Raw genomic sequence first — 24,077 nt, 5'->3', positions numbered from 1 at the left:
CCGGGTAGCCGGATTACCTGTCCTAGGCTCGGGAACGGTTCCTATGCCCCCGGAGGTGGGTACGCTGGCGGTGTCTTTCTACAACCAATCGGGCACATTCGAGCAACTGTGGACAACAACTGAGCAGCACATTCTCGACGTGGTGGAGAATGGCAAATATTCGCACGGCCGCAAGGTCGCCGAACTCGAGGCCGCGCTCGCCGCCTACACCGGTGCGCGGTTCGTCGTCGGGGTGAACAGCGGAACGGACGCGTTGGTCCTGCTCCTGCGGGCGGCCGGCCTGCGGCCCGGCGAGGAGGTGGTCGTTCCCGCGTTCTCCTTCGTGGCGTCGGCGTCGTCGGTCGTGCTCGCGGGCGGACGGCCGGTCTTCGCCGACATCGAACCGGACGGATACGGGATCGATCCCGCCACGCTGGCGGGCGCTGTCGGCGAACGCACTCGATTCGTCATGCCGGCACATCTGTTTTCCCAGCTCGCGGACATCGACGGGGTGCTGGGCGAGGCTCGGCGGCTCGGTCTCACGGTGGTCGAGGACAGCGCGGAGGCCATCGGCATGCGCCGTCGCGGCACCCACGCCGGGCTGTTCGGGGCGGGTGGCGTGCTGTCGTTCTTCCCGACGAAGACGCTGGGCGCGATCGGTGACGCGGGCGCCGTCCTCACCGACGACCCCGCGGTCGCCGAGACCGTCGACGCGCTCCGCCACCACGGCCGGTTCGGCGCCACGATCGGCGACTTCCCGGCGATCTCCACGACGACGGGTCTGCCCGGGTCGAACAGCAAGATGGACGACATCCAGGCCGCGGTCCTCCTCGCGAAACTCACCAGGCTGGACAGCGACATCGCCCGTCGCGCGAGCCTGGCCGCCCGGTACGCGGAATCGCTCGACGGTGTGGCCGGTGTGCGCAGGACACCGGCGATCCGGCCGGACAGCGTGTTCTACGTCTACGTGATCGAAGTCGACTCGCGGGACGAGCTGGCGGCGCATCTGTCGGCGAAGGGCGTGCAGACCGAGGTCTATTACCCGACGCCGCTGCACCTGCAACCTTGCTTCGCCGACCTCGGATATCGCGAGGGTGATTTCCCGAATGCCGAGAAGGCCTGCCGTCATACCCTCGCACTGCCGCTGTATCCGGATATGTCGTCCGGCGACGTCGAACAGGTGTCTTCCGCTGTTCGCGATTTCTATCGCGGGCGGCGAACATGACGCTCCCGTTCTTCCCGGTGGATCTCTTCGACGGCGACCGGGAGGTACTGCTGGACATTGTCAAACGTGTCGGAACCGCGCCGGAACAGAAGTTCATCCTCGGCGAGTACACGGCCGCTTTCGAGGCGGCGATCCGGGACTCGATCGGCGCGGCCGACGCCATCGCCTGCGGCAGCGGCACCTCGGCGCTCATGCTGGTGCTGCGCGCGATGGACGTCGGCGCCGGGGACGAGGTGATCGTGCCCGCCTTCGGCTGCGCGCCGCTCGCGGCCGCACCTGCCCTGGTGGGTGCGACCCCGGTGTTCGCCGACGTCGACCCGTGGACGATGGTCGCCGACCCCGGCGCGGTCGCGCGGCTGATCACACCGCGTACCAAGGTGATCATGCCGGCGCACATGTTCTCGGTCATGGCGGACATGCCCGCGTTCCGCCGCATCGCCGACGGCGCGGGCGTACGGCTGCTGGAGGACTCGGCGGTCGCGCAAGGGGGAGTGCTGGCGGGTACCCCGGCCGGACGCTGGGGTGACGCGGGGGTGTACTCGTTCGTGCAGGTCAAGACGTTCGGCATGCCGGGCGAGGGCGGCATGGTCGTCACCGACGACCGCGAACTCGGCTCGACGGTGCGGATGCTGCGCAACCACGGCCAGGACGGCACGACGCGGTTCCGCCACCACCGTGTCGGCTACAACAGCCGGTTCGACGAGATCATGGCGGCGTTCCAGTTGCACCGGTTCCCGACCCTGCCGGGGCGACTCGAACGACGGACGCGGATCGGGGAGTACTACACCGGACGCTTCACCGAACTGGCGGGCTGCGGCGTGCTCGCGCCGCCACCGACGAGTGACGGACGGTGCTACTACGTCTATTCCTTGCTCTGTGAACGCAGAGACGAACTCCATGAGTTCTTGGCGGTGCGAGGAATCGGCTCGCACGTCTACTACCGGAACCCGCTGCCACGGCAACCCGCCTTCGCGCCCTATGCCCGGCAGGGTGAGGCGTGGCCGTCGGCGGAGCTCGCCGCACAGCGGTCGCTCGCCATCCCGATCTACCCCCATTTGACGGATCAGCAGATGGAACGCATCGCGGACGCGGTGTGCGAATTCGCGAAGGAGTCGTGATGCGGCAGATCACCCGGACGCCCGCGCCGAGCGAGGTGGCCGACGAGTGGCGCAGGCGGGCCGAACGGCCCGGACTGGCGCGGGTCATGCGCGCCTCCCAGCCCGCCGAACTCGCGGCGGAGACGACCGCCCGCACCATCCGGCTCGTCACCGGCCTCCTGCGGTCCGTCGGCGCGGTCGACGACGCCTTGGAGATCGGGTGCGGGATGGGCAGGCTCACCCCGTCGGTCGCGGCGCGGGCGCGGACGCTCACGGCGATCGACATGACCCCGCGCATGCTCGCGCTCGCCAGGGAGAACTGCGCGCACCTGTCCAATGTGGACTTCAGGCAGGCGACTGTCCAGCGGCTTCCCTGGAAGGACAAGCGCTTCGACGTCGCCGTCTGCGTATGGGTCCTGATGCACGTATTGGACGACGACGAGGTCGCCGAGGCGTGCCGGGCGATCGCCGCGGCGGCGCGGCAGCTCGTCCTCGTCGAATACGAGGAGGCGGACATTCCCGTCGGGCGGTTCTCGAGACTGCGGAGCCTGGAGGAATACCTTGTCCTGCTTCCCGGTGCCCGGCTGGTCGAACGACGCGAACTGCGTTACGGCGGAGACCGGTCCTTCGCCGCGTTGATCGCACTGGACGATCCGCGATGACGACACTGGCCGTCACCCGGGGCAAGGCGTATTTCCGGCTCGCGAAACTCGACATCGTCGACTACTACCTCGGTGTGGTCGTGGTGTGGACGCTGCTCGCCCCGGTGTCGAGGTTCGATCCCGGTGTCCTCCTCGCCATCGGCGTGTTCCTGCTCGGCGAGGTGTTCGTGATCGCGGCGATGGTCGCGCTGGACGATCTCACCGGATACCGCGACGGCAGCGACATCACGAACTACTCCCCGGACGACCCCAAACGCAAGCGGTACCGCAAACCGCTGGTGGCGGGAACGCTCGACGAGGACCAGGTGCTGCGGTTCGCGTGGGTGACCGGGGTGCTCGGTGCCGCGCTCTGGCTCGCGGCCATCGTGATCGCCCCCCATAGTCCTTTGTGGACTGTGATATTGATCGTGGTCACGTACTTCTTCTCCCTGCAGTACTCCTGGGGTGTGAAGCTCAGCTACCACGGTTTTCAGGAGTTCTTCATCGCGGCGCTGGGCTGGGCGCTGGTGCTCGCGCCGTACGGCCTCGCGACCGGCGAGTTCACCGGGTTCGCGCTCGCCGAGGCGTTGCTCTTCGGACTGGGACCGCTGTTGTTCGGCGTCTACTCCAACACCAACGACGTCGACGGCGATCGGCGGGTCGGCAGGCCGACGGTCGCGGCGCTGACCTCCCCGCGCGGCAACATGTTCTTCGTGATCGCCGTGTCGGCGGCCGAATTCGCGCTGATCCTCACCGTGCCCGCCCTCGGCGGCCCGTGGTGGTTCCCGCTCGCGCTGCTCCCCACGATCGTGGCGCGGGTACGGCAGGTGTGGCTCGGGTTCGCGCTGGGCGACATCATGCGGGCCCGGATGCTCGGTATCCGCATCCACCGGATCACCGTGCTGTCGCTGGTCGTGGTGAACCTGGTGGTGATCACATGACCGACGTCGACGTGGCGGTGGTCGGCGCGGGCGTCGCCGGGCTCACCGCCGCGTACCGGCTGAGCGGGTCGGGGCGCGAGGTGCGGGTGTTCGAGGCGGCGGACGTGGTCGGCGGCCGGATGACGACGGTGCGCGAAGACGGCTATCTGATCGACACGTGTGCCGAACAGCTGGCGGAACGGGGCTACCCGGCGACCTGGCGGCTGCTGGCGGAGCTGGGTATCGACAGCACTTCGGCACCCAGAATCGGCCGCGGCATCGCGATGTGGCGCGGCAGGGCCCGGTCCGGGGTCGCGCAACCGCGAGGACTGATCACCGGAGCCGGGTTGTCGGCGCGGGCCCGGCTGGACGGTGCTCGGGTGATCCGGGGAAAGTTCGACACCGAACGGCCGGAGAGTTCGCGGCTGGGCGATCGCACCGTCGCGGAGTTCGCCGCGCCGCACCACCCGGATCTGCTGAACTACTTACTGCAGCCGGTCGTCTCGGGGTTCTTCGGCTGGAATCCGGCGCGGTCGGCGGCCGCGCCACTGCTGGCCCTGCTCACGTCGGTGGGCCCGCCCCGGACCTGGCGGGTGTACAGCGACGGCATGGACACTTTCGCCCGCACCCTCGCCGGGCGCGTCGACGTCAGCACCGGGTTCCGGGTCGATCGGGTCGTCGGCGACGGGTCCGCGCCGCGCATCATCAGCGGTACGCGGGAAATCAGCGCGAAGGCGGTCGTACTGGCGGTTCCCGCCCCGGTCGCGGCCGAGCTGTACCCCCGGCACGGTTCCGAGTTCCTCAGCGCGTGCTCGTTCACGCCCGTGGTCAAGGCGCATCTGCTGCTCGACCGCCCCCTCGGCGGCCCGGACTACGCCCTGATCGTGCCGACCGCGGAGAACGGCACCGTGTCCACGGTCATCTTCGACCACCTCAAACATCCTGGCCGCGCGCCCGCCGGCCGCGGCTTGGTCACGCTCATGGCCCACCCGGCCGTGGTGCCGGAGTTGCTGGACGCGTCCGACGAGGACGTGGCGGAACGCTTGACCGGTGCCGCCGAACGTCTCGTGCCGGGCCTGCGGCCTGCCACGTGGCGCGTGATCGTCCGGCGGGTGCGGCACGCGGCGCCCGAGGTGACGCCTCGTGCGCTCGCCTTGCGCGCCGCCTTCGAGGCAGGGCTCGGCGGCACCGTCGACTACGCGGGTGACTGGGTCTACCTCAGTCCATGCAGCGAAGCGGCGGTGCGATCCGGGCTGGGGGCCGCGAAGCGCCTCGCCCGGCTCGCCGTCGACGAAAGGGCACGATGAAACCACACGACATGGGAACGTTGTTCGACGAGTGCGCGCGGACGCGGACGACCGTGCGCCTCGACCGGCCGTTCGACATCGCGCCGGCGGGCGGCGTCACCTACCCGGTCGCCCGGCTCGCCGGGCTGGTACGGGACGCGGCGGGATGGCTGCACGAAGCCGGTGTGCGGCCGGGTGACCGCGTCGCCATCGTCAAGCGCAACCACTGGGACTACGACCTGCTGGCCTGCGCCGCGGTGCGGGTCGGCGCGGTCCCGGCGAAGCTGTCCGGACACCTGCCGGACGACACGCTGGAGATCCTGGTGAAGCGCCTGGACGCGGCGGTGCTGGTCACCGATCGCCCCGGGTTGAGCGCCAACCGCATCTTGCGCGTCGAGGATTTCGCCGCCGCCCGGCCACCGGCGCCGCACCGGCGGCATGCCGACGCGCCGCTGATCATCTGCCATACGTCGGGGACGACCGGCGTCCCGAAGCTGGTGGTGCACACGACCCGGACGATCATCGAGCGGCTGGCCCGGCCGGAATCGGTGCGCTGGCCCGTGATCGGTGTCCGGCGCGACGACGTGGTCGGCAACGCCAGCGCGTACTCGCACGGCCGCACGTTCTGCTGGACGGCTTCGGCGATCTGCCTCGCGCCCCGGGAACTCGTGATCCTGAGCGAGCACTCCGCGGCGGCCGAGGTGTTCGGGCGACATCGGCCGACCGTGCTCGAAGCCCTTCCGTCGACGTTCGTGCGCTGGCGTCCCCTCGCGACCACACCGGAGAACCCGTTCCGCCGGGTCCGCAGATTCGTCAGCACCTACGACGCCGTGCATCCGCCGGTGATCAGGACGATGTTGCACGCCAGCGAGCGCAAGCGTCCACTGTGGATGCAGGGCTGGGGCCAGTCCGAAACGGGACCGCTCTCGTTTCGGTTCTTCACCAGAAGTTCCGTGCGCACGACCCGGGATCTCGGCAGACCACTGCCGGGGCTCGCCAGACTCCGGGTCGTCGATCCGGAGACCGCCGAACCGGTGCCGCGCGGCACGGCCGGGCTGGTACTGGCACGAACCCGCGCACGGTGCGTCGGCTATGTGGGGGAGCAGGACCGGTGGGCGGCCAAGGTGTCCGGGCCGTGGTGGAACACCGGCGACCTCGGGGTAGTGAGCCGGACCGGTGCGGTGACCTTGCTGGACCGTGAGGTCGACACCGTTCCAGGGACGAGCTGCCTCACGCTGGAGGACCTGATCGAGGACAGCCTTCCGGCCATCGCCGAATGCGTGGTGCTGTCCGCGGCGGGACGGGAGCCGATTCCGGTGGTCGTGACCGACACCGGACTGGATCCGGCGGAGTGGCGGGCCGCGGTGTCCGGCCTTCCGCCGATGGGGGAGCCGGTGGTGCTTCCGTGGGACGACGTGCCGAGAACCGGCACCGGCAAGGTGCGGCGCCTCGACCTGCTGGCACGGCTGACCGGGACGAGCGCGACGAACGGATCGGGAAGGTGGACGTGACCACGACCTCCGTGTTCGACAACCCTTACGTGTTCGACAACCACAGTGGACACGCCACCGAGCAGCATCGGTGCCTCTCCGAGGCGTACGACCCGTTCACTCTCGCGCGGCTCGCTCAGACCGGCGTCGGACCCGGTTGGTCCTGCCTCGAAGTCGGCGCGGGCGGCAGCGGCGTCGCGCATTGGCTCGCCGGCCAGGTGGCACCCACCGGGTCGGTGCTGGCGACCGACATCAAACCCGGGCACATCACTCCCGTGCCGGGGCTGACCGTGCTCCGGCACGACGTCGTCCACGATCCATTGCCGTGCGGCGAATTCGACCTCGTCCACGCCCGGCTGGTGTTGCAGCATCTGTCCGAGCGGGAAGCGGTGCTGCGCAAGCTGGCACGGGCTTTGAAGCCGGGCGGCTGGATGCAGATCGACGAGTTCGACATCTCCTACGGTCCGGTGCTGCTCGCCCCCGACGCCCGCGCGGCGAGCCTCTACGAGGCGTTTCTGGCCGCCAAGGAGAAGACGTTCGAGGCCGCGGGCGGGGACGGCACCTGGGGCCGTCGCGCCGCCGCGTCCATGGCCGCGGCGGGCCTGGTCGACGTCGACCCGGTGCCCACGCTCTTCCCGTGGCGGGCGGGCTCGCCGGGCGTGCGGTTGCTGATCCATCACACCCGTCATCTGCGAGACCGGTTGCTCGCCGCGGGGATGACCGACGGCGAACTCGCCGAGGTGCGCGCGGTGATGGCGGATCCGGGGTTCCGGGCGTCGTCGTGTGTCGTGTACTCCGTCCACGGACGGAGCCCCGGATGATCACCGCACCGGACACCGTGACCGTGGCGGGGCCGGTCGACCTGCCGCTGGCGGGCGAACTCGACGTACAGGCCGCCTGCGGGATCATGCAGGTGCACGGCCGGAGATTCGGGACGCCGACCCCGCTGGGGCTCGACTACGCGTCCCTCCTCGCGGTCGAACTCGCCGAAATGGGCGCCGTCGCGCTGAAACTGGCCAGGGTGCGCGGGATCCCTCTGCGCGGGGCGGCCACATCGCTGGCACAGGCCGCTTTGCTGGCGATCTCCCAGTACTTGGCGGCGGCGACGGCCGGGGACGGACACCGGGAAGCGTTCGCCCCCGGTGGCCCGCCGTTTCGTTCGGCCGACCGGGTCACCTTCGAGATCGAGACCCTCGATCCGCTTGTCTGGCAACGGTTCTGGATCTCGATCGGAGCCGACAGGAAGGCGGTTTCGACGGGCTGGCGGCCGTTCGCGCACAGGTTCGCGACCGCGACCTGTCCGCTGCCGCCGCGGTTGGCCGGGCTGCTCGCCGCGCTCCCGATCGCCGCGATCGAACGGGCCGCCGTCCACGCGGGCATGACGCTGATGCGGGTCTCAGACCGGGCGCTCGACCGGTTGCCGGCCTTCGTCGTGAGCGGGAACGGGCGCGGGCACCGGCCCGTCCGTCCGCTGGAGCTGCTTCCGTTGTCGGGCTTGGTGGTCCTCGAATCGTGCCGTCGGGTACAGGGGCCGATGGCGGGTCATCTGTTACGGCTTCTCGGCGCGACGGTGTTGCGGATCGAGCCGCCGGGCGGCGACCCGCTGCGGTGGGTACCGCCGATCGCCGGTGAGACTTCGGCGAGGTTTCGGGCGCTCAACGAGGGCAAAGAAGTCGTAGAAGCCGACTTGAACACGCCAGGCGGAAGGCGGCAGTTGCTCGAACTCGCCGCCGGGGCCGACGTGTTCTTGCACAACTGGGCGCCGGGCAAGGCCGAGCAATGGTCGTTGTGCCCGAACGATCTGGCGCGTGTCCGGCCAGGGATCGTGTACGCGTACGCGTCGGGCTGGGGCACCGAGTTCGGACCGAAACCACCGGTGGGCACGGACTACGTCGTACAGGCACACGCGGGCGTACCGCCGTCGTTGATGACGATCGTCGACGTGTTCGGCGGGATCGTGTCCGCGCACGGGATCGTGACCGCACTGGCGCGCGGCGCCACGCGGGTCGACTCGTCGCTCCTGTCCGCCGCCTGCCGGCTCAACGCGGGTGCTCGACGGCGATGTGACCGGCCCTTGACCGTGCCGGTCTGTGAAGACCTCGCCGTGCTGGCCGCGGATCCCCGCTTCGCCCGCGCGCTCAGCCCAGGGGAGTGCGTACTCGTCGCTTCGCCCTGGGAGTTCACCGTATGACCTGGGTATCCGCCACCGGGCTGGTCCTACCCGACCTCGTGCCCGCGGAGCTGCGCCGCGAGTGGGTCCGAAGTGGACACTGCCCGGACAGGGACCTGCACTCCTTGTTCCGTGACCGGGTGCGCGAGCATCCGCTGCGCACAGCGGTCATCGACGACGAGGGATCGCTGACCTACGCTGCACTCGACATCGCGGCGCGGGAGCTGGCCGCGCGGCTGGAGGCCGCGGGCTGTGGCTCCACGGACATCGTCGGGGTGTGGGAGCCCAACGGACGTGCCGCGGTGATGGCCGAACTGGCCGTGCTCGCGGTCGGCGCCGTGGTCCTGCCGGTGCCGCCGGGATCGGACCGGCTCCTCGAACGGGCGGGCGTGCGGTTCGTCATCGGCAACGGGCGAGTGGCGGGTCCACCGCGACCGCGTCGCGCGGGCCGCGTCCGTCCGCACCCGGACGCTCCGGCGCGGATCCTGGTGTCCTCCGGCTCGGAGTCGGAACCGAAGATGGTCGCCTATTCGCACAACGCCTTCGCCGGCGGCCGGGCCAACTATCTCCGCGCCGTCCACGGCGCCACCCCGGTCCCGCGCGACCTGGTCCTCGTCCAGCCGACGTCGGGCTTCGGTTCGTTCGGCGTGCCGGTGACACTGTGCTGTCTCGGCGGCACGCTGATCGTGGCGCGCCGGTTCGAACCGGGCATGGCGCTCCGGCTGATGGGGGAGCACCGGCCCACTCACGTGTTCGCCGTCCCCGCCATGTGGCGGCGGATGGCCGATCACCCCGCGAAAGTGGATACCTCCGGGCTCGCGGCCATCGTGTCGAGCGGCGACACTTTGCCGCTTTCGACCCTCGCCGCGTGTCGTGAGCGGTTCGGTGTCGACATGATCGACATCTACGGTTCGTCCGACGGCGTCAACTGCCATACGACGACTCCGGAGAACGGTGTCGGGGTGCCGGATCCCGCGGTCTGCGAGATCCGCGTCATCGACGGCGAGATCTGCGCGCGAGGTCCGATGACCCCGCTGTGCTACGTCGGCGCGCCGGAGCTGGACGCGGCATACCGGGTCGACGGCGGCTGGGTACGGACGGGCGACAGTGGCAGATTCGACGAGCAAGGCCGGTTGCACGTCACCGGCAGGCGCAAACGCGTCGTGATCCGCGGTGGGTACACGATCAGCCCGGCCGAGGTGGAGCGGGCGATCGGTGACCATCCCGCGGTGAAGGAAGTCGCTTGTGTCCCGGTGCCGGACGCTGAACTGGGGGAACGGCTCTGCGCCTGTGTGACCGTCCGGAATGGACAATCACCGGCATTGGCGGAGCTCACGGCCTTCCTCGCCGGCAACGGCGTCGCGATGGCCAAACTGCCGGAGTTCTTGGTCGTCCTCGGCGAACTTCCGCTCGGCCGCACCGGCAAGGTCTGCCACCGCACGCTGACGCGGCTCGCCGCTCGCCGCTGCGGTGCCGAGCGCGGAACTCGGGGCCGCTGATCACCCTGTTCAGCGCCCTGTCCGCCGGATAGGGTGGCGCGGTGACGAGTTTTCCCGCCGCGGCTCGTCGGGTTCGCGACACCGACCTGGCGCCGAGAGACAGGTCGCTGTCGCTGCGAGAGTGTGTGCTGTGTTTCGCGCCGTACGGTTTTCGCGCCACCTGGCACCACTTGGTCGTCAGCGCGGACGGGTCGGAGGGGGTCGACGCCGGACCGTTGCCGCTGCTGAGCATGGTGGACGAACTGGAAGAAGCCCGCTTCGTGTGGCGCGCGCAGGTCGAGGACTACATCGCGCGCCGCCGCCGGGAGAAGGCGTCCGGACGCCGGACACCTCCTCGTGCCGACCAGTGGCGTAGCTGGTCCGGAACGATCGCCTACTGCCCCGACTTCGAAAAACACCCGGCAGACCGGCTCGCCGTCGTGGTCCGGCGGGTGATCGCCGCCTCTGTCTCCGGTGTCGATCCGGTGGTGACGTGCCGCGCTTGTGGACAGTCGCTAACCGCGGACCACCCCTGTCCTGTCTGTGGCGTAGACCCCCGTCCGGCCGCGCATCGCCCCGAGTTCCGGACCTTGCTCGCGCACCACCGATGGCGCGAACTGTGGCTGCGCAGCAGAACACGCGCGGCACTCTGAGGGGTAAGGCAAGGGTGTCGTGTTGGGGAGGGTCTGTGAGACGTTGGACGTCAGGCTTCGGCACTGGGCGGTGGCGTCCCGTAGGTGTCGCGAAAGCCACTTTCGGGACATCACATGTCCTGAAAGTGGCTTTCGCGACACGAGCAGCGGGCACCGCCTTCGCGGGAACGCGCGGGCGCCTAGGTGGCCGACCATGACACCAATCGGGAGGCGGGCATGTTCCCAATGCCACATTGGAGACGGTCAGCGTCTCCCATGCGGCATTGGGGACATCCGGCCGCGGCACGAGCCGACGTCGCCCACAACACGACACCTTTGCCCTACCCCTCAAGAGAACCGGGACACCCGAGTGCGGGATCCAGGCATGCGAGTCCCGTGCCCGAGCACGCGAGTTACGCCTTCGCGCAACCCGCTATCCCGGCGAACAGGCCCGCCCACAACTACGACACATTTGCCTTACCCCTTAATAGAACCCTCATCAGCACTCACGATCGCTTCTTGAGATCGCGCGAATCACCTGAAACGAGGGCCATGGTCGCGGGGAGTGTCCGTTATGGACAGTCAGGGACGGGTTGAGCCTGATCGAGGTGTGGTGAGGTCGTTCTTCGGCAACCTGGAGGCCGACGTGGATGAGCGGGGAAGATGTGCTTGCCCGTTGATGACCACCCCGCAGGAGCCACAGATCCCTCCCGGCAGTCGTGGTCGAATGCCACCGGCGTCTCACCGCTGATGATCCAGGTTCCGCGTCACCCGCTTCGCCGAGCCGGGGCTCAGCAGGGTCGTTCGGCTCGCCAGTCGGAGGACGTCGAACCGTCCAGGGCCGTACGAGCCTTGCGTGACGCCATTACCGGCTACCGAGGCGCGCCGATCGAGTCCGACCCCTCGTTCCTTTACCGACCACTCCCTGGCTAATGCCCGCGATCGGGTCGAGTTGCCGGGAGCGTCGAGCGCAGTGGTCGCGCGAGTACTTGGACGAGTGAGGCGGGCAGCCGCAGAGTCGGCAGGAGGTGCAACTCCGCTTCGAGATCGGGGTCCACCTGTGCGCAGTCGCAGTCCAAATACTCTTCCGCCGTGAAGCATCGGTTGGCCAGATCCGACTCGAAGTCCGGGGGCGCGAGGCGGGCGAGCAGACGGATCATCGGCGCGGTGACCGCGGCGGGCCGGGCACGAAGGTCGTCCGCCATCAACCGGGCCACGAGTTCCGTCGACTCACTCTGGCCGGGGATCGAGACACCGTGCCGCTCGGATACGGTGGTCACCAACGGCTCGGTGTCCCACCCGGTCACCTGGCGGCCCATCCCGGCCAGTTCGGCGATCTCCGGATCTTCATTGCCTTCCAGCAGCATGCTGACCGCGACGTCCGGCCAGTCGCCCGGCCGCAGGCAGCCGCAGCGCTCGGCCGCCCTCGCCGCCGAGAGCGCCATACGCACCGAAACATCCTCCACTCGATGACTCCAAGCGCTCAGGGCAATCAACACCGGCACAAAGCGTACGCCTCCTTCCATCGACACGCCTGCGCTTTTCCTTCCCTCGTAAAGAGCGGGAGAATTGAGACGTCCATCCTGTTGTGCGGCGCGGCGTTTCCTGGCTTGCGCCTGCGGATCTTACCGGCCTTCGGCGCTGTGACCTGCGGGTTCATCTCTTCGTCGGGGTGATGAGTGCGTGCCTTCGCGAGCGAAGGCGGCCCGTTCGATTTCTTGGTTGCGCGCACCGGAATTTCGTGGCTGCTGAAGTGGTCCGATAGCTTCGAATTCATGGAATGGAGCTTTCGAACGGCCGAAGAACTCGTCGCCGCGTTGCGCGCCGGTGCGGTCACGTCGGTGGAACTGACCGAAGAGGCGATCGCCCGTATCGAGCGCGAAGACAAGGTGATCAACGCGATCTGTGTGCCGGACTTCGACCGTGCGCGGGCCACCGCGCACAGCGCCGACCAGGCCCGCGCGCGGGGTGAGGACCGGCCGCTGCTCGGTGTTCCGGTGACGGTCAAGGAGTCCTACAACGTCGCCGGGCTCCCCACGACCTGGGGCATGCCGCCGCACCGGGACTACCTGCCGTCCGAGGACGCGGTACAGGTGTCGCGGCTCAAAGCCGCCGGCGCGGTGATACTCGGCAAGACCAATGTGCCGTTGGGACTGCAAGACATCCAGAGCTTCAATGAGATCTACGGCACCACTAACAATCCGTGGGATCACCAGCGCACGGCGGGCGGGTCTTCCGGCGGCTCGGCGGCGGCACTGGCGTGCGGGTTCGGCGCGCTCTCCATCGGTTCCGACCTCGCCGGTTCGCTGCGCACCCCCGCACATTTCTGTGGTGTCTACGCGCACAAGCCGACGCTCGGGCTGGTGGCCACCCGCGGTATGGTCGCGCCGTCCGAGCCGGCGTTGCCCACCGACCTCGACCTCGCCGTGGCCGGTCCGATGGCGCGCACCGCCCGCGACCTCACGCTCCTGCTCGGCGTCATGGCCGGACCGGACCCGCTGACGCGCGGCGTGGCGCACCGGCTGGCGTTGCCGCCGGCTCGCCACGAGCGGCTCCGCGATTTCCGCGTCTTGGTCATCGACGAGCATTCGCTCATCCCGACCGGGGCCGCCGTGCGGGCGGGCGTGCACCGGGTGGCCGCCGCGCTGGTCGACAGCGGTGCCCGCGTCGAACGGCACAGTCCGCTGCTGCCTGATCTGACCGAAGCCGCGACGCTCTACATGCAGTTGATGATTTCGGGCTCCGTCGCGCGTTTCCCCGTCGATTCGGACGAGCAGCTGCGGGCCCGCGTCGCCGGACTGAGCGCGGACGACCAGAGTCTCGACTCCGTGCGGTTGCGCTCGATGCTGTTCAGTCACCGCGACTGGCTCGAGGCGAACAGCCGTCGTGAGGTCCACCGTCACGACTGGCGGCAGCTGTTCGCCGAGTTCGACGCCGTGGTCTGCCCGATAACGCCGACGCCCGCTTTCCCGCACGACCACGACCCCGATCCGCTGGGACGTCGCGTCGACATCGACGGCGTCGAATACCCGTACTTCGACCAGTTGGTCTGGGCAGGCCTGGCCACCATGCCGGGCCTGCCCGCGACAGCCATCCCCACGGGCCGGTCGCCCGAGGGCCTGCCGGTCGGAGTGCAGCTCATCGGCCCGATGTTCGAGGACCGCACCCCGCTGCGGCTGGCCGAACTGCTGGAGCGGAAGATCGGCGGCTTCGAGGCACCGGAGTAGGGCCTACTGGCCGGGATGGGCGTTGTCGAGGACGCCCATCCCGGCCTGCGCCGGACTTCTGGGGCACTGGCTAAACGACCCAGTCGGCTTGAGCGAAGACGGCGAGCATGTCGCTTTTGCGGACGCCGTTGGTCGAGAAGGAGCCTTCGACGCCTACCCAGCCGCGGAAAGCGCCGTTGTCGTCGAGGATCTGCAACAACGGTTTCACGTGCGAATTACCGGTGTAGCAAGGCTCGCCACGTTCCATCGCCAGGCAGGTGCACCAGTGCCACAGCGCGTCGCGCCGGTCGCCCGAGTTCACCCGGCCGAGGTAGTACTGCAAGGAACTGACGTTGGCCGGGGTGCCGCCGCCGTAGTTCGGGCAGCCGCCGCCCGCCTGGCACACCTTCGCCGATGACGGCTGCAGGTAGGTCAGGCACCAGGTCACCGTCTTGCAGGTTTTGAAGGAGCGAACCGAGAACGAACTGGCCACATCGCTCGCCGTACCACCCGTCCAACCCTTTCCGACATAACGCAGATCTCCCGGATGCGATTGCACGCTCGACATCGCACGACGGTCGGTCAACGCCGCGTTGCTGCCGTAGCCGTAACCGCTGTTGACCCGGGTGGAACTCACGAAGTTCAACCGCGCCAGCGCCTCTTGGGTGTCCACGGACCACTTGTCCGTCCAGGTCGGCGACCAGGTGATCGTGACGGTCTGCTTGCCGTCTTGGGTGCCCAGCACATAGGTGCCCTGCCGGACGTCGTCGGGAGCACCGGTGAACCCGCCCGCCGTCATGATCTCGCAGGGGCGGACCTTGTCGGTCACCTTCGGATCGGTGGTCGAGCACGACGAGTCCGGAGTGACCTTGATACCGGTCCGCTGTGTGGGCTTAGTCTGCTCCCACACGTGCATGCGCGCTGACACCTTGCCGGTGGCCGCGTCGAACGCGTAGGTGCCCAACCGGAACCAGTTACTGGTCGAGCCGGTGGTCAGGCTTCCGGTCGACACCACGAAATTGGCCCGCCCACCGGGAAGTTCACCGGCCGTGGGGATCGCGGTCGCGGGGACCGCGGCGGCCAGCAGCGCGATCACGACAAGGAAGAAAGCACGCTTCATGAACCCGGTAGCTCGGCCCCGCCCGGCAAGATCGAGGCCAGTACCCTCGTCGGAGGTCCGCGCGCTCGCCGAGTCCGGAGAAGATCGCGCAGCCCCGCTCGCGCTGCCAGGCAGTTCTTTCGGTTGGTCCTTCTGCATAGTGGCTGAACCATCCAATCTCGGGTGTTGTGTCATCGCAGGTCATCGGCGAGTGCGAAGCCGTCCATGTGCAGAGGTCGCTAGGTCAGCGAGAATCAGCTGTCGGTGTCGTGAATGTGAAGCACGCTGCCACCGCCATAACGGCTGTGACATCCGTTCGAGACCTCAGTCCGGACATAGCTGTTTCCCTTTGGTTGTGTAGGGCCGGTGGTGGCCACTGTGACCGCGACCGCTAATTTTTCACTAACTGCCACAGTTTCGGGGTCGTCAACCCAACCGCCAGATCGCTCAGGCACTTTCTCGACTAGTTGCGAAAGTGACCTTCGCGATCCCTCGTCGAGGCTGGTCACCCTAGGAGTGTGAGCGGCGAATAGGGGGCTGGGACATCAGACCGCGGCGTGAGCTGACGTCACACGCGGCACGCCACGTTCACCTTGCGCAAAGCACCCGAATCGGGCGCCGTGGCATCGAAAAGTGCCCCGCATGGACAGGCAAGAGCCCTGTCGAGCCTTTTGCTGAGAGGTAAGGCAGAGGTGGTGTGAGGTTTCGATGCTGACACAGCGGTGTTCCCGCTGTGTCGCGAAAGCCACTTTGAGGACATGTGGTGTCCCGAAAGTGGCTTTCGCGATATGGGCAGCAGTGGCCGCGGCTTCGAGGGAATGTGCCGTAGCGGTGTCGGTCACGCCACGTTGTCTTACTTCTCGATAAGTGAGCCCACTTTTGTCAACTCCATCACGAGACGACTTTGCCGGGACCCTGGCGCAAGGGGGGTTCACGGCGCAGCCGGCATCGGGCCCACGCCCGCACCATCGAGATCGCCGCGGATCCGGACGGTGAAGGTCAGCGCCGTCCGGCGGCCAGGATGACGAGGAATTGGCCGCCACCCGGTTCGATCGTCGCGGTCACCGGCAGCCCTGGTACCAGTCGGGAGAACCGGTCCACCAGCCAGTCCGCCGCTTCTCGGGCGTCCTGCTCGGTCGGGCAACGGGCCACCATTTCGCGGCCTCCCTTGCGCTCCAGTCGCCCCGCGACGGTGATCAGCGGCGCGGGTTCCACCACGTGCAGGCGGTCCGGCCAGGCGATGACCACCTTGACCGCGCCTTTGCGGGTGTTGCAGCCGCGGTGCGCGAGGCGCTCGGCGATCTTGGCCTTCCGGTCGGCGGTCCGGCTGTCGACACTGGGCCCGCGCGGATCGTTCACCGACATTCCGGGGTCGACCGGTTCGTCGCACACCCAGCATCGCCAGCCGTCGCGCTCGGCCACATCATCGAGGAGACTCACCCGAGCAAACTAGCCTGCTCGGTCGCAGCCTCGGACACCGCATCGTCGACTCCGGAGCCGAGGCCGAGTACCCAGCCTCTGTGGCACCACGGAAATTCGTCCACTTTGGACTCGAACCCAATCTGTCGGTGGCACCCGCTAGCGTGTCCGCGTTGTCGAACATCGGGGGTTTGCGATGGAGAAGTACACGGAGGTACCGACGGGGCTGGCGGACGCGCTCGTGCCGGTGGTCGCGGAGCTGGTACCGATGCTGCGAGGGCGGATCCCGCGCGGTCCGGCGGCGGCGCTCGGCAGGCTGGGCGCTCCCGATGCGAAGCCGGACGCCTTCGGCCTGGTGGTGGGACGGCTGGTAACGGGCCATGGTGAATCGGCGGCGTTGAGCCGGCTGCGTTCGCTCGGAGATCCCGTCTCCGAGCGGTTGCTCGGTGCGCTCGAACTGACCTTGGACGCGCTGGCCGTCCCCGTCCCCGCCGAGGTCGATGCGGCGGTGCCGGGGCCGGACGCGACACCGCGGTCCTTCGGCTTCGGGATGATCGGCGGGCCGAGCGCCGAGACCGTCAACGCGGTGCGCCTGCTCGATCAGCTGCGGCCGGGGATCTCCGGGCTGGTCGTGGCGCTGGCCAAGGAACTGGCCGGGCACCGGGCCGTGATGCCGCTGCTGGCGGCCCCGCCGGAGCTCACCGGCGAGGAGGAACTGGCGGCGGCGCACGGAGCGGCTCATCTCGCACTGGCCGTCGCGGTCGCCGCGCCGGTACTGAGGAGGGTGGGCGCTCCGCTCCTCGCCGGGACGTCCGCGGCCGTCGTCGGTGTCGCGTTGGGTGCGGCTTCGGCTTTGTTGAGCGAAAGCCCGATGCCGCCCGCGTATGAGGCCGCGCTGCTGGAGAAACACCGGGCCGAATACGTGCTGCCGGTGTCGGCGTCGGGTTCGGCCGAGGTGCGTGGGCACCGGTTCACCCTGGCCGAGCGTCCCCGTGTCGGCGAGGCCGACTTCAGCGGGAACGGCCTGGCCGTCGCGGTTCCTGGCGGAGTCGCCGTCCGGACCGGATTGGGGGAGGGCCAGGTGCCCGTGTCGACGCGGATCCTCCAAGAACCACCGGAGGAAGTGGAACTCGACTGGTGGGACGAGGTCGTCGAGATCTCCTGGCGGGCCGAGCGGGGTGACGCCACGTTGAGCGAAACCGACTCACGGCGCCTGAGAACACCGCCGTGGTCGGGCGACTTCCGCGTGCGGGTGCACGCGATCGGCCGAGACGGCGAGGAGCGCGAGCGCTACGAACTGATGCTCTGGCAGGCGCCGCCGGGTCCGGACATCGTGCACAAACGCGGTGACAGGCTCGGTTACGTCGTCCGCGGCGAACCCGTGCCTGACCTCGTGGCGCCACCGGAGGCCGCCTATCGGTGGATCCGCGAGAGCGTGCTCGGTGAAGCGGCGACGGTCACGGTGGTCAGGGACGCCTCGCCCACCGAGGTGCTCCGCGCTTTCGGTGCGGATCCGATCGAACCGGAGTCCGCGCAGGAGTTGGCGGAGGAATTCGACATCGACCCCTGGGTGGCCGTGCTTTCGGTCGAGGGCGGGGTGCTTGCCGTCGAGTTCAATGGTTTCCAGGGTTCGCACCGGCCGGTACTGGAGCCGTTGTCACGGGCAGGCCGGACGGCGAGCCTGTTCTGGAACATCAACGCGGTGACCCGGCTGTCCTTCGCCGACAACGGAAAGGTCCTGGCTTCGGCAGAACTCGGATACGTGGAGGAGGTCGACGACCCGGAGGTGAACCAAGCGTTGGCCGGCCTCGATTTCGGCAGCTATCGCGACAGGCTGGGAAAAGGCCTTCTCGCCGTCGAGCGGTACACCGGCTACCGGCTGCGGAAGGAAGACCTCGAGCGGATGGTCGAGGAGGGCGTCGCCTATCGCATCCTGCCGCACCTTCCCGAGCTGTATCCCGAGGCGCGTAACGCGGACGGTTCGCGCGCGTTCCCCGGTAGCGGTCCTTTAGGCGCCGAAACCGATCGGCTGGCCTTCGTACCCGAGGAAACGTTGCTGGACCTGGCCTGGCGGGCGGCGTCGGCGGTGGTCGAGCACGCCGGTGTCGCCGGAGACCCCGTCATCGCCGCCGTACTCACGGAGCGCCGGTTGAATCCGGAGGCTGAACTCTTGGTCAGGCGAGCGCAGTTACGGGCATACCGGGAACACGCCTGGGTGTGGCAGGCGCTCCACCAGGCGACCAATCCGGACCCGCTGGCCGCCGCGATCGGCTCACTGTCGGCGGCGCGATCCGCGGCCGGACCGCGCGGGGAGGGCCTGCTGGAGTACGCGCGGCGAGTGGCACGGGAATCGTAGAGCGGGCGCCCGCGAATCAGTCGTCGATGAGGAGGTGGTGCAGATATCGGTCCGGGTGGGCAAGAAAGCCGCGGGTCAGGGTGACCGCCTCGGCCTCGTCGTAACGGACTCGCTCGATGCCGCCGTCGCCGTCGATCTGCAGGATCCGCGCGCCGGGCACCGCGAGCAGGATCGGAGAGTGGGTGGCCACCACGAATTGACTGCCCTGGGCGGCCAGTTCGACGATCCGCGCTATCAACGCCATACAGCCCCGTGGGGACAGCGCCGCTTCCGGTTCGTCCAGCAAATACAGCCCACCCGGCCCGAATCGGTGGGTGACGAGGTCCAAAAAGGACTGCCCGTGGGAGCGCTCGTGCGGGGAGATGCCGCCGTAAGCGGGCAACAGCGGTGAAGATCCAGTGTCCTGGTCGAGGCGTTCGATCTCGGATGCGACGTTGTAGTAGGACTCGGCGCGCAGGAAGAACCCGGTACGCGGCTTGCGGACGCCCCAGCGCAGCACCAGCTGGTCACCGAGGCTGGACTCGGTGGCGCGGGTGGCGAACCGGAACGACTGGGACCCTCCTTCGGCGTTGAAGCCCGCCGCCACCGCGATCGCCTCGACGAGCGTGGATTTGCCGGTGCCGTTGTCGCCGACCAGGAACGTCACCCCGGGATCGAGGGCCAGCCCACCGGTCCGGGCCAGTTGCCGCACGACGGGCAGGGTGAAGGGATAACGGCCGGTGTCGGAGTCCGGTGCCAGCCGGATCGACTGGACGAACCCGCCGCCGCTGCTCACGCGAGGCTCCCGCCGGCGGGTTCGAGTGTGGCGACGCGCTCGGGGTGGCGCAGGTCGTCAGTGGTCACCGGTGGGTGTGCGGAAGCGGCCATGATCCGATTGTCCGATAGCCGCCCGGCAAAGTCCTGTAACCGCTGGCCGGCGCGACTGCTGCGGAGAGACCGCAGCGCCCGATTCGGGTGCTTTGCGCGGTTTGTGAAGGGGGTCGCAAGTGGCAATGAGGGTTCTAACCCTCATTGCCACTCACGACCCCACACGGAACCGTATGTATGGACGATTCAATCGCCAGAAAGTGAAGTCGGCGACGCCCCACGGTCTAGCAGGGTTGCAGCAGCCAGCAGAGCCGGTAGTCGGCCCGGTAGGTCGTGGACGTGGCGGGCGCGATGATGTTCTGCGTCCTCGGGCCGCCGTGCGCCCAGCCGGTGAAGGCGTACTTCAGGTTGAGCGGCGGCAGGTTCTGCGGGCTGTCCGCGCTGATCGAGTTGGTGGAACCGGCGATCACCGTCCGGGTAAACGGTGTGCGCTGCCGCGTGCCGCCGACCGTGAGCATCGCCTGGCTGGGGCTCGAAGTGAAGTTCAGTGACACCGTCTTCGGCTGGAGGTCGACGGTCCTGCTGCCGGTGCGGCCACTCGAATCGGTCGCGGTGAGGGTCAGCTGCAGGTACGACGGATAGTCGTGATCCGGTGCGACGAACGAGCCGGACGCGACGCCGGGGAAGTCCTGGACGTTGTGCGTGTGGCAGGTGCCGTTCGCCGCGCAGTGCCGGATCGCGAGCCGCCAGGACAGTGCCGACGGCGGGAGCTGACCGTCCTGGGCGTCGACAGCGCGGCCCGCGAAGGGCACCGTCTGGCCGACCGACCAGGTCAGTGTGCTCGCCGGGCCGTCGATGACCGGCACCGGATCGAGACCTACGGGGTTCCCGACGGTCACCCGCACCGTGGTGGTCGCGCTCGCGCCGTGCGAGTCCGTCACCCGCAGCCCGGCGTCGACGGTGGCGGCGGTCGTGTAGGTCCAGGTGGGGCTGGAAGCCGATGAGTCGTCGTAGGCGCCGTCGGCGTCGAGATCCCAGGCGTAGGACAGAGTGTCCCCGGCGTCCGGATCGGTGGAGCCGGTGGCGTCGAACTGGACCGTCAGCGGCGCCGGGCCGCTCGCCGGACTCGCCGTGGCCGCCGCGACCGGCGGCCGGTTGGTGCCGCCGGGGTGGCTCACGCGATGGACTTCGCCGCTGCCCAGCGCGACGTAGAACAGGTCGCCGCCAGGGCCGGTGAGCACCTGCACCGGTGCGTTGACGCCGGTCACGAACGGCACCAGACGGCTCGCACTCGGCTGACCGCCGACCGCCTGCATGGCCCAGATGCAACCCCTGGAGGAGTCGGAGAAGAACAGCGCGCCGGAATACTCGGCGGGGTAGTTGCTCCCGGCCTCGAAGGCGATGCCGCTGATCGAAGAACCGCCGGTGGGGCACGCATCACTCGCCACCACCTTGGCCGAGTGGTTGTAGGCGTAATACGGCGCCGACTGCCCGCCGGAGCTGTACAGGGACTCGCATCGGTCGAGGTTCGCGCCGTCGTAACCGGCCTGCCTGGCGTTGCCCTCGAAACAAGGCCAACCGAAGTTCTCCGCCACGCTGTCGCCGACGTCGGCGACGCGGTTGATCTCCTCCCAGGTGTCCCAGCCGACGTCGCCCGCCCACAGCTCACTGGTGCCCGGCCGGAAGCCGAACCGGAACTGATTCCGCGCGCCGTAGGCGATCACGCGCCGGGCGTTGGCGTCGGCGCTGTTCGCGAAGGGATTGTCGGGCAGGCCATCCCCGGTGTCGGGGTCGAGGCGCAGCAACGTGCCGTTGAGCAGAACCGGCTGGCCGGCGGGGCGGCGCGGCGATTGCGACCGCAGTGCGCCACCTTCAGCCGTCGGCGGCGTGAGGTTCGTCCCGGCGGGCGAGGGCGGGTCGGCACAAGGGTTCTCGACCTGGCCGTAGTCGGTGAAGCCGAAGCTGGCGCCGTCACCGCCGCCCGCGTACAGGGCACCGTCCGGTCCGAAGGCGAGAGCGCCGACCGAGTGGCTGGGGAACTGCTGGCACCAGCCCGTGACCAGCGGCTTCTCACTGACGGCCGTGCCGGCCGAACCCATGGTCAGCTGCGAGACGCGGCCCGTGACGACACAGCCCTTGGTGGTGGCACCCGGCGGGGTCGGGCAAGTGTCGCCCCACCGCGGCGGCGTGCCGCCGGGCTCCGCGTCGAGGGTGTAGGAGACGTAGACATACGGCCTAACGGGGAAGGCGGGGTCGACGGCCAGTCCGAGAAGGCCGCGGTCCCAGAAATCCTGGGTCTGCGGACGGAGGTCGGCGAAGACCGTGGCCGTCGTGTCGGCGAGCGAGTCGAAGACCTTGACCAGGCCGCTCTTCTCCGCGACGAACACCCGGCCGTCCGGCGCGAACGCGGTGGCGGTCGGTGAACTGAGCCCGCCGATCACCACCGTGTCGGTGAAACCGGCAGGCACCGCGGCTTCGGCGGGCGCCGCGGTGACGAGCGCGACCGCGAGCGCGCCGACCAGCGGACCGACGATGCCGACCGCGAGCGTGCGTCTTGATCTTCGTGGGAACAAGGGACGACGAGAATTCATCACGCGAACTCCTCCTGCGCAGGGACCGGAAAGAAGCCGACAGCTGTCCGGTATGGCGCGGGAAGACCGAAAGTTGTTACGCGTATGACAGAAATGCGTACAACTCGCTAAAACCGCCACGCTTTTGCCCGTCAGTCCTTCGCGGACGACGCGAGACTGCGCGACCGAGTCTCCGTCCGCGGCGCCGGTGAGCGCCTTACCTCAGGCCGTGATCGCGGGAGCGGGGGTGTGGGACGGGACCAGGCGGAAAAGGACCGTCGCGCTGATCATGCTGACACCGCAGATCGCGGCGAGATACCAGGTGATGCCGGTGGTCGAGCCGGTCGCGGTGAGCACCGCGGTGGCGATCATCGGCGCGAGTCCGCCGCCGAGGATCGCGCCACCCTGGAGCAGCAGCGACATCCCGGAGAACCGGACGTTGGCCGGGAAGGTGTCCGCGATGATCGCGCCCTGCACGCAGTGGGTGATCGGGATGATCAGGCCCATGCCCGCCAGCGCGAGCATGGCGAACCCGGCGCTGCCGGTGTTGAGCAACGGGAAGAACGCGAGGCACCACAGCAGCAGTGCGGCCGACCCGGCGACGAACATGGCGCGCCTGCCGTGGCGGTCGGCGATCCTGGTCCAGACAGGAATGGTGGCGAACCACAGCGCGGCCGACCCGGTCACCGAGAGGATCAGGAACTGCCGGTCGTAATGCAGGTTCTGGGTTCCATAGGACAGCGTGAAGACCATGAACACGTAGGCGACCGCCGAGTTCGCCACGCCGACCAGCAGGGTCAGCGCGAGCCTGCCGAAGCCGACCTTGAGCGCCGCACCGAGCGGGAACCGGACGACCTCGTTGCCCTCGGCCACCCGGGTGAAGGACGGTGATTCGGTGATCCGCAGCCGGATCAGCAGGCCGATCGCGACCAGGACGAAGCTCAGGAGGAACGGGATCCGCCAGCCCCACGCGGCGAACGCGCTCGCGGGTAGCACCGCGCTGGTGCCGAGGAACAGCAGATTCGCCAGTACCAGCCCGGCCGGGGTGCCCATCTGCGGGAACCCGGCGTACCGGTTCCGCTGATCGGACGGTGCGTGCTCCATCGACATCAGTGTCGCGCCAGCCCCTTCGCCGCCGAGTCCGATGCCCTGCACGATCCGCATCGCGACCAGCAGGATCGGCGCCCAGACGCCGATCGCCTGGTAGTTCGGGATCACCCCGATCAACGTGGAGCCGACGCCCATCAGCATCAGCGAGACCACCAGTGAGGACTTACGGCCGAGCCGGTCGCCGAAATGGCCGAACACCAGACCGCCGAGTGGGCGAGCGATGAAGCCGACGGCAAAGGTGCTGAACGCGGCCAGGGTGCCGACCGTGGGGCTGAGCGCGGGGAAGAACTGCTTGTTGAAGATCAGCGCGGACGCGGTGCCGTAGAGGAAGAAGTCGTACCACTCCAGGGTGGTCCCGGCGAGTGTGGCGGCGGCGATTCTGCGGGGCGCGGGTGCGTTCATCTGCGGAAACCCAATCGACTCTGGCGGCAGCCGATCACGGCTGGCGACGATGGGGCAGAAGCCTGACACCGTGAGGCATAGGCCACAAATGCCGAATCGTCGTCCTGCTATGTCCGAATGGGTATATCGCGGGGGAGTCGTGTGTGCCGCGTTCGAGACTCGCGGTGAGCGTGGGACAAGCTGGTCGTGA

18 protein-coding genes are annotated in these 24,077 nt (G+C 68.9%); 12 read left to right on the top strand and 6 right to left on the bottom strand.

Annotated features, from left to right (window positions below; genetic code table 11):
• Positions 1-142: 142 nt before the first annotated feature.
• Genes ACZ54P_RS32855 through ACZ54P_RS32810 form a run of 10 tightly spaced genes read left to right on the top strand, consistent with a single transcriptional unit; the run spans position 143 to position 10,939 of the window.
• A complete protein-coding gene (locus tag ACZ54P_RS32855) occupies positions 143-1,204 on the top strand; it encodes a DegT/DnrJ/EryC1/StrS family aminotransferase (RefSeq protein ID WP_465465488.1) in 1,062 nt (353 codons plus the stop codon).
• Positions 1,201-2,322, top strand: a complete 1,122-nt coding sequence (locus ACZ54P_RS32850) for a DegT/DnrJ/EryC1/StrS family aminotransferase (protein ID WP_465465487.1) — start codon at positions 1,201-1,203, stop codon at positions 2,320-2,322. The genes ACZ54P_RS32855 and ACZ54P_RS32850 overlap by 4 nt, the downstream gene beginning before the upstream one ends.
• Positions 2,322-2,963 carry a class I SAM-dependent methyltransferase gene (locus tag ACZ54P_RS32845; RefSeq protein ID WP_465465486.1) on the top strand — a complete coding sequence of 214 codons (642 nt, stop codon included), beginning with the start codon at positions 2,322-2,324 and terminating at the stop codon, positions 2,961-2,963. Before ACZ54P_RS32850 ends, ACZ54P_RS32845 begins: the two co-directional genes overlap by 1 nt.
• Complete coding sequence (locus tag ACZ54P_RS32840) at positions 2,960-3,883, top strand: UbiA family prenyltransferase (protein ID WP_465465485.1); 924 nt, start codon at positions 2,960-2,962, stop codon at positions 3,881-3,883. The genes ACZ54P_RS32845 and ACZ54P_RS32840 overlap by 4 nt, the downstream gene beginning before the upstream one ends.
• A complete protein-coding gene (locus tag ACZ54P_RS32835; RefSeq protein ID WP_465465484.1) occupies positions 3,880-5,169 on the top strand; it encodes a protoporphyrinogen/coproporphyrinogen oxidase in 1,290 nt (429 codons plus the stop codon). The genes ACZ54P_RS32840 and ACZ54P_RS32835 overlap by 4 nt, the downstream gene beginning before the upstream one ends.
• Complete coding sequence (locus ACZ54P_RS32830) at positions 5,166-6,659, top strand: class I adenylate-forming enzyme family protein (protein WP_465465483.1); 1,494 nt, start codon at positions 5,166-5,168, stop codon at positions 6,657-6,659. Before ACZ54P_RS32835 ends, ACZ54P_RS32830 begins: the two co-directional genes overlap by 4 nt.
• The gene (locus ACZ54P_RS32825; RefSeq protein ID WP_465465482.1) at positions 6,656-7,459 is read left to right on the top strand and encodes a class I SAM-dependent methyltransferase; all 804 of its coding nucleotides are present in this window, start codon (positions 6,656-6,658) and stop codon (positions 7,457-7,459) included. Before ACZ54P_RS32830 ends, ACZ54P_RS32825 begins: the two co-directional genes overlap by 4 nt.
• The gene (locus tag ACZ54P_RS32820; RefSeq protein ID WP_465465481.1) at positions 7,456-8,829 is read left to right on the top strand and encodes a CoA transferase; all 1,374 of its coding nucleotides are present in this window, start codon (positions 7,456-7,458) and stop codon (positions 8,827-8,829) included. The genes ACZ54P_RS32825 and ACZ54P_RS32820 overlap by 4 nt, the downstream gene beginning before the upstream one ends.
• Positions 8,826-10,307, top strand: a complete 1,482-nt coding sequence (locus tag ACZ54P_RS32815) for a class I adenylate-forming enzyme family protein (RefSeq protein ID WP_465465480.1) — start codon at positions 8,826-8,828, stop codon at positions 10,305-10,307. Before ACZ54P_RS32820 ends, ACZ54P_RS32815 begins: the two co-directional genes overlap by 4 nt.
• 41 nt (positions 10,308-10,348) lie before the next feature.
• Positions 10,349-10,939 carry a hypothetical protein gene (locus ACZ54P_RS32810; protein WP_465465479.1) on the top strand — a complete coding sequence of 197 codons (591 nt, stop codon included), beginning with the start codon at positions 10,349-10,351 and terminating at the stop codon, positions 10,937-10,939.
• A gap of 908 nt (positions 10,940-11,847) precedes the next feature.
• On the opposite strand, the gene ACZ54P_RS32805 is transcribed toward ACZ54P_RS32810, so the two are convergent.
• Entirely contained in the window at positions 11,848-12,369 is a 522-nt protein-coding gene (locus ACZ54P_RS32805) for a hypothetical protein (protein ID WP_465465478.1), read from the bottom strand.
• 324 nt (positions 12,370-12,693) lie between these two features.
• Between ACZ54P_RS32805 and ACZ54P_RS32800 the strand changes: the two genes are divergently transcribed.
• Positions 12,694-14,145, top strand: coding sequence for an amidase (locus ACZ54P_RS32800; RefSeq protein ID WP_465465477.1), 1,452 nt, complete (start codon positions 12,694-12,696; stop codon positions 14,143-14,145).
• Between the two features lie 70 nt (positions 14,146-14,215).
• Here the strand turns inward: ACZ54P_RS32800 and ACZ54P_RS32795 are convergent, their stop codons facing one another.
• Positions 14,216-15,244 carry a hypothetical protein gene (locus tag ACZ54P_RS32795; protein ID WP_465465476.1) on the bottom strand — a complete coding sequence of 343 codons (1,029 nt, stop codon included), beginning with the start codon at positions 15,242-15,244 and terminating at the stop codon, positions 14,216-14,218.
• 978 nt (positions 15,245-16,222) lie between these two features.
• On the bottom strand, positions 16,223-16,663 hold the full coding sequence (locus tag ACZ54P_RS32790) for a hypothetical protein (RefSeq protein WP_465465475.1): 441 nt from the start codon (positions 16,661-16,663) through the stop codon (positions 16,223-16,225).
• A 175-nt stretch (positions 16,664-16,838) separates the two neighbouring features.
• Here ACZ54P_RS32790 and ACZ54P_RS32785 point away from each other — a divergent pair, with 175 nt between their 5' ends.
• The gene (locus ACZ54P_RS32785; protein WP_465465474.1) at positions 16,839-18,998 is read left to right on the top strand and encodes a DUF6461 domain-containing protein; all 2,160 of its coding nucleotides are present in this window, start codon (positions 16,839-16,841) and stop codon (positions 18,996-18,998) included.
• A gap of 16 nt (positions 18,999-19,014) precedes the next feature.
• Here the strand turns inward: ACZ54P_RS32785 and ACZ54P_RS32780 are convergent, their stop codons facing one another.
• From ACZ54P_RS32780 to ACZ54P_RS32770, 3 genes are all read right to left on the bottom strand, one after another.
• On the bottom strand, positions 19,015-19,773 hold the full coding sequence (locus ACZ54P_RS32780; protein ID WP_465465473.1) for an AAA family ATPase: 759 nt from the start codon (positions 19,771-19,773) through the stop codon (positions 19,015-19,017).
• 316 nt (positions 19,774-20,089) lie between these two features.
• Positions 20,090-22,396: a PQQ-dependent sugar dehydrogenase gene (locus ACZ54P_RS32775; protein ID WP_465465548.1), complete on the bottom strand. Its 2,307-nt coding sequence runs from the start codon at positions 22,394-22,396 to the stop codon at positions 20,090-20,092.
• Positions 22,397-22,597: 201 nt separating this feature from the next.
• On the bottom strand, positions 22,598-23,887 hold the full coding sequence (locus ACZ54P_RS32770; RefSeq protein ID WP_465465472.1) for an MFS transporter: 1,290 nt from the start codon (positions 23,885-23,887) through the stop codon (positions 22,598-22,600).
• Positions 23,888-24,077: the final 190 nt, after the last annotated feature.

Source organism: Amycolatopsis sp. NPDC034160 (genome assembly GCF_055575355.1).
This window is presented reverse-complemented; position numbering and strand designations above follow the sequence as displayed.